The organism is Mesorhizobium sp. M1252, assembly GCF_040318265.1.
Lineage (GTDB): Bacteria > Pseudomonadota > Alphaproteobacteria > Rhizobiales > Rhizobiaceae > Mesorhizobium.
The window spans coordinates 39193-51865 of record NZ_JAMYLX010000004.1; the positions used below are offsets into that span (position 1 = coordinate 39193).

The following is a 12673-nucleotide window of genomic DNA, read 5'->3' on the forward strand; positions in this document are numbered from 1 at the left end:
GTCGCTCCTGGATGCGATACCAATCGCGTAAAACAGCTGATCCTATCCGCGGTTTCCATGGCCGGTTTCATCGCCCCTGAACACACAACAGCCAGTCCCACGCTAGGAGCAGGCTTTCGTGCTGTCCTCGTCTGTTTGCATGAAGCAAGCTGATCAACGATGCGGCAATGCAGCCACAATCGCTGTCACCTCGGTCAGTGAGTTGGATTCATCCGGTCTGACGGTGCAATGACGGCACCTTCGCGTACGACACGGCGGGCCGGATATAAAAAAGGGCTGTGTTCGAAAGGTCCGCGCGCCGCGTTCAAAGCAACTTCCGCCCGCCTTCTCACGCCGGATCAACATCGCGCCCAGATGGTGTGATGACTCGCACCGCCAGTTCTCCCGAGCGCTTCGTCTGGAACAGGCTTTCACCCGGTCTCTGGATATGGTCGGACCACCAGCCGCCTCTTCCCGCGGATGGGCGACCGCGTTGCCATGCTCGCCGTCATTCGGACCGGCACGCCCGCCTTTCCGTTGAACCCGGTGGGATCCAGTTCAGTGCCTCTCCGCAATTGCCAGCGGCGCGCGCCTCGCATGACCTTGTGGAGTACTGCCTTGCTCATTTTGGCGCCGAGGCTTTTCACGAAGAGCATTGAGCGGCTGCAATGGGAGGGCTTCGCCAGGACGCGATTCCTTTGCGGTCCGAGCTCGAAGAAATCCTGCGGGAGCGCGCATTTGGGCGGTGGCTCAACCGAAGCGCGCATTGGCCGATTACCGCCACTGCAAACGCACAAGGCGCTCCGGCAGACGTCGCTGCAATGCTTTCGTTGCAGGCTTGAGCACCCCATACTTGGATCATCTACATACCTCTGAGGCAAGCGTAGCATCGAGGCTGTTGTGTTTTTCGGACGCTGATCAAAGATTCTATCAAGGGGCGCCGGTATTTGATTTGTCGCTAATGGTTCCTTTCCCTAGGCAGGTGTGGGGCGCCTACCGAATCGGACGAAGGGTATGTCAATGACAACACTCCATTACGCCTCGGGCGGGTCGGCCTCCGAGGTCGCGAAAGCCGGATTCAATCTTGTTGATGTATCTTCCTTGGACCAGCTCAACGCCTTGCCGGCCGGCCAGAAAGGCCTGGTGTGGCTCAATGAAGCAGATGGTGCAACCTCCTCCTTTATCCAGAAGGTCACGCCCTTCATCGGCAATCCGAAAGTGTTTGGCTTCTTCCTGGTCGATGAGCCGGACCCGACCGGCAAATGGGGAACTTATGCCACCGCCGCTGATCTGAAGGCGGAGTCAGACTGGATCCACAGCCACCTGCCCGGCGCCAAGACCTTCATAACCATGATGAACATGGGGTCTTCCGCTAACCCCGACTTTTCAAACACATTCAATCCTGCCAACACGCATATCGACTATTACGGCTTGGATCCCTACCCGGTACGGACCGGAACAAGCACGATTGATTACAACATGATCGACAGGACTGTGGCGGCGGCCGTCGCCTCGGGCATCCCGCTCAGTCAGGTCGTTCCCGTGTATCAGACCTTCGGCGGCGGCGACTGGACGACCGACACGGGCGGTCGCTATGTCCTGCCCAGCGTTGCTCAGGAAAAGACCATGTTGGACCACTGGGCCAAGGTAGCGCCTTCGCCGGCCTTCGACTATGCCTATGCTTGGGGTTCTCAACAGGGCGACACGGCGCTTGAGAGCTCGCCGACGCTGCAGGCTCTGTTCCTTCAACACAACCAGAGCACCGCAAGCGGTCCTTCGGCCAGCGAACCGACGCCGCCGCCTACCAGCACAGTGCCTCCGCCCACAAGTATCCCTCCGACCAGCACCGGCGATCACATTTTCTACGGCACGGGTAGCGCGGATGTGCTTCGCGGCACCGCTGGCGCGGACACGATGATGGGCCGCGGCTACAACGACACCTACTATGTCAACAACGCCGGCGACAAGGTGGTGGAACTGCGGCACGGCGGCAACGACAGCGTGCTGGCATCGGTCAGCTACGCGCTGTCGGCCGGCTCGCAGGTCGAGCATCTTGCGACCACCAGCAAATTGGGAACTGCCGCCATCAAGCTCACGGGAAACGAATTCGCCCAAACCATTGATGGCAATTCCGGGAGCAACACTATCAACGGCGGTGGCGGGAGAGACGTTCTGACGGGACATGGCGGCAACGACGTCTTTGTCTTCGATTCGGCTCTCAAGGTCGGCAATATCGACAAGGTCACCGATTTCAAAGTGGGCCACGACAAGATCCAACTCGACCACACTGTGTTTGCCGGCCTGCATACCGGCGCCCTTCCCTCTTCGGCGTTCTACGCCGGCAGGGCCGCGCACGACAGCGGCGATCACATCGTCTATAACAGCACGACCGGTGCGCTTTCCTTTGACAGCGACGGCTCGGGCGGCGCACATCAGATCCAATTTGCCACTCTATCGCCACATCTGGCTCTGACGGCGTCCTCGTTCATCGTGACGTGACCGTGGGAACGTCAGCCTGAGCAAGATGGGTCTGACGTTCTTGAATATGGCTGACGGAACCAAGAAGCCCCGCCGAGCTTGTACTTGGTATGAGCGCGCGCGGCATCGAATTCCTGCAGAAATGGGTAGAGGATAAGATCCCACTCTACACCAAGGCCGATCCGGCTCTTGCGGCGAAACTTGCGGACCAAGCAACGGCGGATGCCATCAGAGCGGGAATCCGCCCCGAGGAAATTTCTGAGGAAGTCGGAAGCATGTTGACGACCATGCTCGAAGTGCTCGATCAGCACGATTCGACATGATTGCGCGCTTGGCGGCAGATGCTGCCCGGCTTGGCGCCAAATGCATAAATGTGTCATGGATCATAGTTCATGGGCCAGCCTGGGGGTAGCATGACCAACATGCTCTCCCAGAACGCGCGCGACGACCCCGTCCACGTCGTGAGGTTCAGCACCATTGACTTGTATCAACGGCCATCGGTCCTGGCGCAGGCACTCGCCGACCTCTCTTGAGATTTCGGCCTGCCTTAATCCTTTGTCCACGCCAAGTTCGAACAGCATAACCTCGAGGAGCGGTTGCTGCGCATGCCTATCCACAAGACGGCGGCGTAACGTTTCCTGGGGCGCGTCGAGTTGCACAACGAGATCCGGCCGCGGCAGAAACGCCAGGCACTCGCGGACCGCGTCGAGGCTTGGAGTTCTAGCCAGCACACCCAGCGCACACAAAGCCTGAATCATGCCCTCTTCGAAGATGAAGCAACCGGGCGACTCCCGCGCTTGGCGCCAGGACTGGCACAGTTGGGCGATGTCGACCTTCATTCGCCATGACCACACGCGGCTTCGAAGAGGGATCGATGCCAGAAGCCGGGCCGCGACACTGTCCTTTGGCAAGGTCGACAGCAAGATAGGACCGGATGTGGCAATCTTTTTGCCAATTCTTCCTATGCCATGGCGGATTTCCGGAGCGTCATCCTGAGCCGATCCAGGTTCAATCAGGCGATACCCATTTACTGTCTTCACATTGATGCCGTGTCTCGCCAGCCCTTGGCAGAGGCCGCGAAGCAGCGTGGTTTTACCCGCGCCAGGCGGCCCAAACAACTCGATGATCATATGCTCAAGCGTCTCCGAACGAGCAGTCATTCCCCTACGGATCAAGCTTAGCCGGATTTCAGATCACACCAACGTTCATTTGAATGATTGTTCCAGTCAGTGAATCTACCGAGCCCGGATTCTAGCGGAGATGCCGATCGCATCCGTTCGCCTGGGCAAGCCGTCTTGCGCTCCACGGAGCTTGCAAGGAAAAACGACCGGTGCTGGACACAAATGGCAAAACTTCTGAAGGACGCTCGGGAAGCGCTGGCTAGGCAAGATCGAGGCATCATCCGAATGATTGATGAAAAGATCTCCGCGGCGAGCGATGTTCGACCGACAGCTTGGCGGGGCCCTGAATGTCCTCAGTGTGTTTGCATTCGGAAGTGGCAAATCAAAACCTACAGGTGGATCTGCGACCCACCCGAAGGTGGTCAGTCGTTCCCGAATATGACCTTGACCAAGGGGGGCCAGTCTGGCGCCGTTACCGACAGATGGGTGCCAAATTTGCAGACATTCCAATCTTCGACCACCTTGGAGATGTCGCCAGGCGGCATCCTGACAAGCTCGCAATCAGCGACGGCGCGAACCGCCTGACTTTTTCTGAGCTTTTCCGTGCGGTCGAGACGCTGGCAACTCATATCGCTGCCGTCGTCCCCGAAGGGCAGGCCATCGGCATCCTGCAAGCAAACTCCGCTTGGTATCCTGTGGCGATGTTGGCGACCATGGCGGCGGGACGGCCTTCGGTTCCGCTCAACACAAGAGATCCCGCCTCTCGCATTTTCGATATAGTCAGTGCCGCGGGGCTCGGCGCGATTATAGGCGCCGAAGATGTTCGCCCGGTCGAATTGGCCCAGGAGATCATCTGGATCGAAATTGCGGCCGCCGTGGCGTCCAACGATCAACACCCAGAACAGCAGCATAAGCCCCCTATGGTTTCGGTCGATGCGCCCGCATTGGTGCTTTACACTTCGGGCAGCACCGGGCGCCCCAAGGGAATCGTCAACAGCCAACGCAGCCTGCTATGGCGGGTCCGGCAATATGTCGATGCGTGCCATATCAGCGCGGATGACGTTTTCCTGCCGCTGACCGGGCCAGCCACGATCGCCGGTTGCCGGGAGATCTTTGCGGCGCTGCTGACGGGCGCCACGTTGCATCTTCTCGAGGTGGAGGCTGTCGGCCTGCGCGCTACGCGCGCTCGATTGCAGTCCGAAGGTGTGACGATCGCCTATCTTGTGCCGGCACTGCTTCGAGCCCTCCTGGCTGAGGCGCCCGCCGACGCTTCCTGGCCGCTCAGAGTGGCGCGGATCGGTGGGGAGAAAGTGTCATGGACGGACATCGCTTTGCTGCGCAAAGCCGTTTCGGACCAGTGTCTGATCCAGATCGGCTACTCATCGACTGAAACCATCGGTTCGCAATGGTTCTTGCCGCCTGACTGGCCCGAGCAAGACGCGTCGGTTCCCGTCGGCAGGCTGCTCCCTGGTATGACATTCGCTATCGTCGACGAAGCGGAGCGCAATGTAGGGCCAGGCGAAAGTGGAGAGCTTCTTATCAAAAGCCGCTATGTCCTGCTTGGTCATTGGGAGAACGGTGTGGTCGTTCCCGCGCAGCCGGACCCCGACGATCCCGAGGCTCGGCTTTTTTCGACCGGGGACCTCGTTCGGCTCGACGATGATGGCATCTTGAGGATCGTCGGCCGCAAAGGGCGCCAGATCAAGATCAATGGTCGACGCATCGAGCCCGCCGAACTCGAACGGGTCTTGCGTTGCGCGCCTTCGGTGGCGGATGCCGTGGTGATGGTAACTGCCGCGCAGGAACTCATCGCCTTCGCGGTTCCCCAGCGCTTCGCAGGCGGCGCTTTTGCAGACGACCTTCGCAGGCTCCTCAGAATGACCTTGCCGGCACCATTGCGTCCCTTGCGATTGCACACCGTTGACGCAATCCCACGCCTGTCGGGAGGTAAGGTCGATTTGGCAACACTGGCCGAGATAGATCGTTCGCACGGAAGGAGGGCGCGAGCCGCCCGGTCGTCCACTCTCGATGCTCCGCCCGCCGGAGGAGCAAAGGACACGCGTCAAATAGTGCAGCACGCGTGGACGCAGGTTCTCAACACAGGCACTGCCACGGGAAACTGGGATGATGCTGGAGGAGATTCGCTGCAGCTGCTGCACTGCGTCATGGCGGTCGAAAACGCCATCGGGCAAGAGCTGGGCCTCGAGGCATTCACCGTCGGCATGAGCTTGGACGAGATGGTTGAGGCGGTCGTCTCTGCACGGTTAGGCGAAGGGCGCGAAAAGAAGCACCACCCCCCGGTTCTTTTCCTGTTTCCAGGGTCCGTCGGCTATGGTCCGAGCCTGGCTGCGTTCGCAGCCGCCATGGGAAAAGTCGCCCGTGTAAACCCGATCCGATATCCGAGCCTTGCGGCGATACTGGACGGACACAACACCCTCAGCGCCATGGCTGGCGCCGCACTCGAGCAGATAAGCCGCATCCAACCTGCGGGCCCCGTGCGACTTCTCGGCCATTCTCTGGGTGGCGCGGTTGCATTCGAGGTTGCCGCACGGCTCATGAAGGCCGGGCGAACGGTGCGGTTCCTGGGCATCCTCGACACGAGCCTTCTGGACGAGCCGAGCAACCATTGGGAGACTCTTACCCGTACGTTCTATCGTATTCGCACCAACCGCATATCCGCGCACCGGATGGCTTGCAGAGCCCTTGCGAAGATCACCGTCGCCGTGGGCGGCGAAGCGCGTCTGGCCAGGATTCTGGACAGATTTGCCAATGGAGAGTTCAACCCGACGATCTTCAGGACCAAACTGGAACTGCAGGAGGTTTTAAGGGCGAAGTCATTCTTCCAGTGGCTTGAGGCACCGAAACCGGCTCTGCCCCTCTCCGGTACCTTGTTCCGATGTCGCAGGGAGGGAATGCCGCGGGCCTTGGGCTGGGACAGCGTCTTGGCACACCTGGACGTCATTTCGATCACGGGCAGCCACATCGACCTTGTCGTCGAACCAAACCTTGCCACCAACCGTCCGCTTATCGAGACGGCCATCGTGCAGACCTATTCCCCCGCCGAATCTCGCAAAAGGGAGGACTTGTCATCGACATAATTCCGGAATTCAGCAAGGACATGCTGACGCTCGATGCCCGCGCGGAGGTCGATCGCATCGTTGGCACCTTGCGCACTCAGGTTCTCGGCACCCTGCATCGTCGCGGCGTGGTTGTCGGTCTTTCCGGCGGTATCGACAGCTCCGTCGTCGCGACCTTGTGCATGCGCGCGTTCGGGAAAGACAAGGTCCTGGGACTGTTCATGCCGGAGCGGGATTCTTCCGGCGACTCCCTGAGACTTGGCCGCCGCGTCGCGGCACAGCTTGGCATTGAAAGCGTCCTTGAGGACATAGCACCGGCACTGGAGGCCATTGGGGCCTACCGCCGGCAGATCGATGCGATCCAGACCGTCGTTCCCGACTATGGGGAAGGGTGGAAATGCAAGCTGGTGATCGCGTCGGTTCTGGAGAGCAGCGGGCTCAATATAACCCGCCTCACGGTCCAGGATCCGCAGGGTAAAGTAGATACCGTGCGTCTGCCGCCAGCTGCCTATCTGCAGATCGTTGCTGCGACAAACTACAAGCAGCGCCTGCGTAAGATGACGGAATACTATCACGCCGACCGCCTCAAATACGCGGTTGTCGGCACTCCAAATCGCCTCGAGTACGACCAGGGCTTTTTCGTCAAGCAGGGCGACGGAGCCGCCGACGTGATGCCGATCGTTCACCTTTACAAAACCCAGGTTTATCAACTCGCGGAATATCTCGAGGTGGATGATGAAATCCGGCGGCGGCCACCGACCACCGACACTTTTTCCATGGCCCAAAGCCAGGAAGAATTCTATTTCGCGCTGCCCTATCACCTGATGGATCTATGCCTCTACGGCCTGAACCACGGGGTCGCCAGCAATGAGCTCGCGGCGGTTGCTGGCCTCACCGAGCCCCAGCTTCAGAAAGTGTTCAAGGACATCGAAGCGAAACGAAGGGCGGCCCACTATCTTCACGCGCGGTCTTTGCTGTCCGCCGAAGGCGGAGATTGACCGAGCATGTGCGGCATCGCTGGAATCGTGGCGCTGAATGCCACAGCGGCTTCTCCTTCGCGGCAGGCGCTGATGCAGATGATGGGCGTGCTGGCGCATCGCGGTCCCGACGGGCGCGGTCTCTACCGGGACAGACGCGCGGGGCTGGCGCATGTGCGCCTGTCCATCGTCGATCTTTCCAGTGGCCAGCAGCCGATGGCGGATACAGGCGATACGACGTGGATCGTGTTCAACGGCGAGATATTCAACTACGTCGAATTGCGTGAAAAACTCACGGCGCTCGGCCACCGCTTCCGAACCCGCAGCGACACGGAGGTCGCGCTACACGCCTATCGTGAGTGGGGAGAAACGGCCTTCGAGCGGATGAACGGCCAATGGGCAATTGCAATCTGGGATTCAGTGGCCAATCGTCTCGTATTGTCGCGCGACCGCTTCGGCATTTGCCCGCTGTATTTCAGCGAGCATGCGCACCGGCTTTATTTCGCCAGCGAAGTGAAAGCCATTTTCGCGGCCGATCGAACCATACCTCGCGCCCTTGATCCAGCCGGCATCGATCAGACGTTCACGCTCTGGACGGTCGTTCCGCCGCAAGGAGTTTTCCACGGAATCAACGAACTCGAGCCGGGTCATGTCCGCATCTATCAGGATGGCACCGTTCGTGAGCGGATTTTTTGGCAGCCTTCCTATCCCGACAAGTTCGGATCGCGGCAGGGCGAGTTCACCGGGTCCAGCGATGACGCGGTGGACCGCGTATCTAGCGCTCTTGAAGCCGCGACGGCGCTCAGAATGGCGCGCGCAGACGTGCCTGTCGGGTGCTACCTCTCCGGAGGGCTGGACAGTTCGCTTGTGGCCGCGCTCGCAAGGCGCTTCGCGGGCGAGCGCTTCCAAACCTTCTCCTTACGTTTTGCTGACGCCGAATATGACGAGACCCGCTTCCAGCGTATGGTTGCCGAGACGATCGGCAGTGAGCACCATGAAGTGGTCGTTTCGCGCAGAGATATAGCCGGAATCTTTCCGGAGGTAATCCAACACACCGAACGCCCGATACTGAGGACTGCCCCGGCGCCGCTCTTCCTGCTCTCGCGCCTGGTGCGCGAGCGTGGCATCAAGGTCGTGCTGACCGGCGAAGGCGCTGACGAAATGTTCGCCGGCTACGACCTGTTCCGCGAAGGCAAGGTCCGCCGCTTCTGGGGGCGCCACCCGACATCGACACGCCGCTCTCGGCTCCTGGAACGCCTTTACCCCTATCTCACCCGCTCGCCGGTGCAACAGCAGGCGATGGCGCGTCAGTTCTTCGGGCGAAATATTCAGGCTTACGACGCGCCGGGCTTTGCTCATGAAACGCGCTGGCAAACCACCAGGGCCATCAAGCGCTTGTTTACGACCGACATGCGCGCTCAAACGCAGGGCCGCGACGCCGTGTCCGAGTTGCTCGCCCGTCTGCCCGCGCAGTTTGCCCGTTGGGGCCCTCTTGCGCAGGACCAGTATCTCGAGGTCCAAACACTGATGTCGGGCTATCTGCTCTCCTCGCAAGGCGACAGGATGCTGATGGCTCACTCCGTCGAGGGCCGCTTCCCGTTCCTGGACGATGAACTTGTGAGGCTCGCGAATTCGCTGCCGCCCTCCTTCAAACTCCGCGGCCTCGATGAGAAGCACGTGCTGAAGCGCATGGCGGCACCCATCCTGCCCTCCGAGATCGTAGCCCGCAAGAAGCAGCCCTTCCGCGCGCCCAACGCGCTTTGCTTCGTCGGCGCAGACGCTCCGGATTACGCTCGCGAGGCGGTTTCGCAGGCGGCCCTGCGCGAGGCGAATGTCTTCGATCCAAAGGCGGTCACGCACCTGCTTGCCAAATGCCAGGCCAGAACTGGCGATGGCGACCTGTCCAATGCCGACAACATGGCGCTGGTCGGCGTGTTGTCGACCCAACTTCTTCATCAGCAGTTCGTCGCGGGTTGTCCCAGTGCAACGCTCGAATGCACGCTCAGCGTCGACGTCGACTGCGAACATCGGGAAGAGCGCCTGTATGTTGCATGATGCCGTACCACTGCTGCATGACTACCTCGCCCATTCCGCCGTCCGACACGGAAGTAAGGTGGCGCTGGTGTGCAACAAGCAGCGTGTCACTTACCTCGAACTCGAAACGCGAGCCAACGCGATCGCCCGGGACCTGGCCGCATGCGGAGTCGTTCGCGGTGATCGCGTGATGATCTTCGCCGACAACACCGTCGAGACGGTGGTTAGCTTCTGGGCGGTGCTAAAGGCGAATGCGGTGGTGTGCATCGTCAACCCGCTCACCAAGAGCGACAAGCTCGATTATCTGCTCAACGACTGCCGGCCGACGGCGCTCATCACGGACGGCCATCTGCAAGCGATCTTCCGCGAGCCGGCGCGCGGCTGCCCGTCACTTCTGCGGGTGATCGTATCGGGACCGATCGACGACGTCGAACTCGCCCAGCTGCCGTTTGCCGTGCGCTGGGACGCCGCCCTCGCCAATGGCGCGGATACGCCGCCGGCACGGCAGTGCATCGATGTTGATCTGGCAGCCATCATCTACACGTCCGGGTCGACGGGCGAACCCAAGGGCGTGATGCTGACGCACAGAAACATGATGACCGCGTGCGCGTCTATCGCTTCCTACCTGGCGATTGCCGAGGACGAGGTGATCCTCAATGTCCTACCCCTCGCCTTCGACTATGGACTGTACCAGATGATCATGGCTTTTCGTACCGGCGCCCGGCTGGTGCTCGAACGCTCGTTCGCTTTCCCGGCACAGATCCTCGGGTTGATCAGGCAGGAGGGGGTTACGGGCTTTCCCGGCGTGCCCACAATCTTTGCCGCACTCTCCGAACTCAGGTCCCTCAAAGACCAGGATTTCTCGAGCATCCGCTACGTCACAAACACTGCGGCAGCCCTACCCCTCAAGCATATTTTCATGCTTCGCGAGCTGTTTTCGGGTGCACGCATCTATTCGATGTACGGTCTCACCGAATGCAAACGTTGCACCTATTTGCCGCCAGAGGACCTCGAGCGAAAGCCATTGAGCGTAGGGATCGCAATCCCGAATACGGAGATGTGGATCGTTGACGAGCATGACAGGCGGATAGGCCCCGGCGTTGTCGGCCAACTCGTCATTCGCGGCGCAACGGTGATGAAGGGGTATTGGGGCAAGCCCGAGGCAACGGCCAGGAAACTCAAACCCGGCCCGCTGCCCGGCGAGCAGGTCCTATACACCGGCGACTACTGCCGGGTGGATACGGAGGGTTACCTCTACTTCGTCGGCCGTGGGGATGAGATCATAAAGTCGCGAGGCGAGAAGGTGGCGCCAAGGGAAGTGGAAAACGTACTCATGGACATTCCAGGAGTCCGAGAAGCGGCTGTCATCGGTGTTCCCGACGAGCTCCTCGGGCAAGCGGTGAAAGCCTTTGTGGTGATGGAGCATGGAAGAGCCATTGGCGAAAGGGAACTGCAGAAGGAGTGCCAGAAGCGTCTGGAAAACTTCATGGTCCCGAAATCCATCGTCGTTGTGGCGAACCTGCCGATGACGGACACGGGAAAACTCAAGAAAACGGCGCTGTCATGATGCGGGGCCAGAACCAAGTCGCTGATTTAATGGTGACGCCACGGAGGACGAATTCATGTTGACCATCAAGGAACGCACCGGAATCTACAGCGAGCAGATTCGTAGTTTCTTGGTTTCAAATTTCTACGTCAGCGACGTCAAGGCATTGCTGGATGACGCATCCTTGCTCGATCAAGGCATTGTCGACTCGACGGGTGTGCTTGAGATTATCGGCTTCATCGAGGAGACCTTTGGCATTACCGTCGAGGATAGCGAACTTCTGCCTGAAAACCTCGATTCCATCCAGGGGATCGAGCAATACATCATCCGCAAAATGAACTGATGAGTAAGCGTAACGCCCAGAGCAGCCCCGTATTTGGTCTGATTGTCGCAGGATTCATGCCTGCGTCTTGACTTGCCCCAGAACCACCCGGCCCTCGCCCGCTTCGTTCGAGACCGAACGGATGTTCTCGAATGCCTTGCTGCGTTCCAGCAGACCCGCTACCTGTCGGTCTTGGCCAAGCCCGACCTCGAAGAGCAGGATGCCGCCACGCCGCAGGTATCGCGGTGCGTCTTTCAGTACGCGCATATGAATGCTCAGGCCGTAAGGGCCGGCTGCGAACGCCTCGCGCGGCTCAAGCTCGATCAGATGGGCGCGGTCGCCCTCGAGCCGCTTTTCAGAAATGTAAGGCGGATTGCAGACGATTACGTCGATAGTTCCGTCTAGCCCAAGGCCGATGAGAGAGTCGAACAAGTCGCCCTGAAGCACCGAAAGACGCTCAGCCATGCCGTGATGTGAGGTGTTGCGGCGTGCCGTTTCGACGCATTCATCGGTGAGATCGCTTGCCCAGACAAGGGCGCCGGGCACATGGTAGGCGATCGCGCACGCCAGATTCCCAGTGCCGCAGCACATATCAACTATGCGCGGAGCCGGCAGGTTCATCTGATGCAACACACCAAGCGCGGTCTTGCCGAGCAACTCGGTCTCAGGTCTGGGGACGAGCGCACCGGGCGAAACCAGCAGTTCAAGTCCCATGAACATGGCGCGGCCGGCGCCATAGGCATCAGCTACACTGAACTCTTTGCTCATGGCCGACCCCATCGCTTGATCTCCCCAGTATAGATCTGCGGCGCTCATGCGCCAGCCAAACCTGCTCCGAAATCATGAATTCTCAAGCCTTTCCTTCGAAAAACTGCAGGCACAAACTCGGTGCATCGCACTTCTGACGCTCATTGACCGATTGCAATCTCATGTCGCCCAAGATGGAGAGAGAGGTGCTGCTCATGCTTTGAAGAGCCAATGGCGCGGTACGGCGGCTTCTAGATTTTGTGGATCGTGGAGAGGGGTAAACGCCTATCCAACTCTGATGGAGCGGAGGCGCGGACCGCAGCTCCATTGACGCGCTAATCTTCGGCTCCGGTAATTCAGCAAGTGGTCGGTGGAAGCGCCTCCGCTCCAGC

9 protein-coding genes are annotated in these 12673 nt (G+C 59.9%); 7 read left to right on the top strand and 2 right to left on the bottom strand.

What is annotated here, in order from left to right:
• Window positions 1–999 precede the first annotated feature (999 nt).
• Both NKH22_RS09370 and NKH22_RS09375 read left to right on the top strand, forming a co-directional pair.
• Complete coding sequence (locus NKH22_RS09370) at window positions 1000–2478, top strand: M10 family metallopeptidase C-terminal domain-containing protein (protein ID WP_352909433.1); 1479 nt, start codon at window positions 1000–1002, stop codon at window positions 2476–2478.
• An 89-nt stretch (window positions 2479–2567) separates the two neighbouring features.
• Window positions 2568–2780 (top strand): DUF768 domain-containing protein, encoded by a 213-nt coding sequence (locus NKH22_RS09375; RefSeq protein WP_023670889.1) that lies wholly within the window; start codon window positions 2568–2570, stop codon window positions 2778–2780.
• A gap of 60 nt (window positions 2781–2840) precedes the next feature.
• On the opposite strand, the gene NKH22_RS09380 is transcribed toward NKH22_RS09375, so the two are convergent.
• The gene (locus tag NKH22_RS09380) at window positions 2841–3587 is read right to left on the bottom strand and encodes an AAA family ATPase (protein WP_352909434.1); all 747 of its coding nucleotides are present in this window, start codon (window positions 3585–3587) and stop codon (window positions 2841–2843) included.
• A gap of 338 nt (window positions 3588–3925) precedes the next feature.
• On the opposite strand from NKH22_RS09380, the gene NKH22_RS09385 reads away from it, so the two are divergent.
• From NKH22_RS09385 to NKH22_RS09405, 5 genes are read left to right on the top strand one after another with little or no spacing between them, the layout of a single operon-like run.
• Window positions 3926–6676 (top strand): AMP-binding protein, encoded by a 2751-nt coding sequence (locus tag NKH22_RS09385; protein WP_502908567.1) that lies wholly within the window; start codon window positions 3926–3928, stop codon window positions 6674–6676.
• Window positions 6673–7653: an NAD(+) synthase gene (gene nadE / locus NKH22_RS09390; protein WP_352909591.1), complete on the top strand. Its 981-nt coding sequence runs from the start codon at window positions 6673–6675 to the stop codon at window positions 7651–7653. Before NKH22_RS09385 ends, nadE begins: the two co-directional genes overlap by 4 nt.
• Before the next feature lie 6 nt (window positions 7654–7659).
• Entirely contained in the window at window positions 7660–9687 is a 2028-nt protein-coding gene (gene asnB, locus NKH22_RS09395; RefSeq protein ID WP_352909437.1) for an asparagine synthase (glutamine-hydrolyzing), read from the top strand.
• Complete coding sequence (locus NKH22_RS09400) at window positions 9677–11233, top strand: class I adenylate-forming enzyme family protein (protein WP_352909438.1); 1557 nt, start codon at window positions 9677–9679, stop codon at window positions 11231–11233. Before asnB ends, NKH22_RS09400 begins: the two co-directional genes overlap by 11 nt.
• Window positions 11234–11288: 55 nt before the next feature.
• On the top strand, window positions 11289–11555 hold the full coding sequence (locus NKH22_RS09405) for an acyl carrier protein (protein WP_023670883.1): 267 nt from the start codon (window positions 11289–11291) through the stop codon (window positions 11553–11555).
• Between the two features lie 54 nt (window positions 11556–11609).
• Here NKH22_RS09405 and NKH22_RS09410 read toward each other — a convergent pair whose 3' ends face one another.
• Window positions 11610–12302, bottom strand: a complete 693-nt coding sequence (locus NKH22_RS09410; protein WP_352909439.1) for a N5-glutamine methyltransferase family protein — start codon at window positions 12300–12302, stop codon at window positions 11610–11612.
• Window positions 12303–12673 lie beyond the last annotated feature (371 nt).

What these genes read in the sequence shown, in the direction of transcription:
- NKH22_RS09405 (WP_023670883.1), top strand. Translation starts at nt 11,289, where the DNA reads ATGTTGACCATCAAGGAACGCACCGGAATCTACAGCGAGCAGATTCGT.
- NKH22_RS09385 (WP_502908567.1), top strand. Translation starts at nt 3,926, where the DNA reads ATGTCCTCAGTGTGTTTGCATTCGGAAGTGGCAAATCAAAACCTACAG.
- NKH22_RS09410 (WP_352909439.1), bottom strand. Translation starts at nt 12,302, where the DNA reads ATGAGCAAAGAGTTCAGTGTAGCTGATGCCTATGGCGCCGGCCGCGCC.
- NKH22_RS09375 (WP_023670889.1), top strand. Translation starts at nt 2,568, where the DNA reads ATGAGCGCGCGCGGCATCGAATTCCTGCAGAAATGGGTAGAGGATAAG.
- NKH22_RS09400 (WP_352909438.1), top strand. Translation starts at nt 9,677, where the DNA reads ATGTTGCATGATGCCGTACCACTGCTGCATGACTACCTCGCCCATTCC.
- NKH22_RS09370 (WP_352909433.1), top strand. Translation starts at nt 1,000, where the DNA reads ATGACAACACTCCATTACGCCTCGGGCGGGTCGGCCTCCGAGGTCGCG.
- asnB (WP_352909437.1), top strand. Translation starts at nt 7,660, where the DNA reads ATGTGCGGCATCGCTGGAATCGTGGCGCTGAATGCCACAGCGGCTTCT.
- NKH22_RS09380 (WP_352909434.1), bottom strand. Translation starts at nt 3,587, where the DNA reads ATGATCATCGAGTTGTTTGGGCCGCCTGGCGCGGGTAAAACCACGCTG.